This window comes from Xenorhabdus sp. KJ12.1, from assembly GCF_963876495.1.
In the GTDB taxonomy this organism is placed as follows: Bacteria; Pseudomonadota; Gammaproteobacteria; order Enterobacterales; family Enterobacteriaceae; genus Xenorhabdus; species Xenorhabdus stockiae.
Genome location: NZ_CAWNQH010000048.1, coordinates 1 through 307 on the forward strand (window position 1 = coordinate 1; position 307 = coordinate 307).

General features: G+C 50.8%; 1 pseudogene. It reads right to left on the minus strand.

The annotated features are described in order from the left end of the window. Positions 1-95 precede the first annotated feature (95 nt). Positions 96-307: pseudogene (locus AACS92_RS04690) on the minus strand (transposase); the annotation flags it as partial.

Genomic DNA, 307 nt, shown 5'->3' on the forward strand with positions numbered 1-307 from the left:
TTCCAAATCCGAAGAGATGCATGACAAAGTGGTAGGTACGTTCATTGAGCGTGAATACTATCTTTCATAACAGATCTAACTATTGGGAGCATGACCAGCATGTTCTGGGCGAGCTGGGGTTTCGTGGCAAAACTGACCGAGTCAGGCATGCCGGCGGCGTCACAGCGGAGGCGATCCTCTTGTCCACTGTTTAGGCAGATATAAAGCTCGGTCAATGAAGGCATGACCACCGTTGCCGGCGTAACACAGGAAAACCCCTATCTGACTATTTTCAATCCGTCCCGCCGTTCCACTATACTGACGCTGC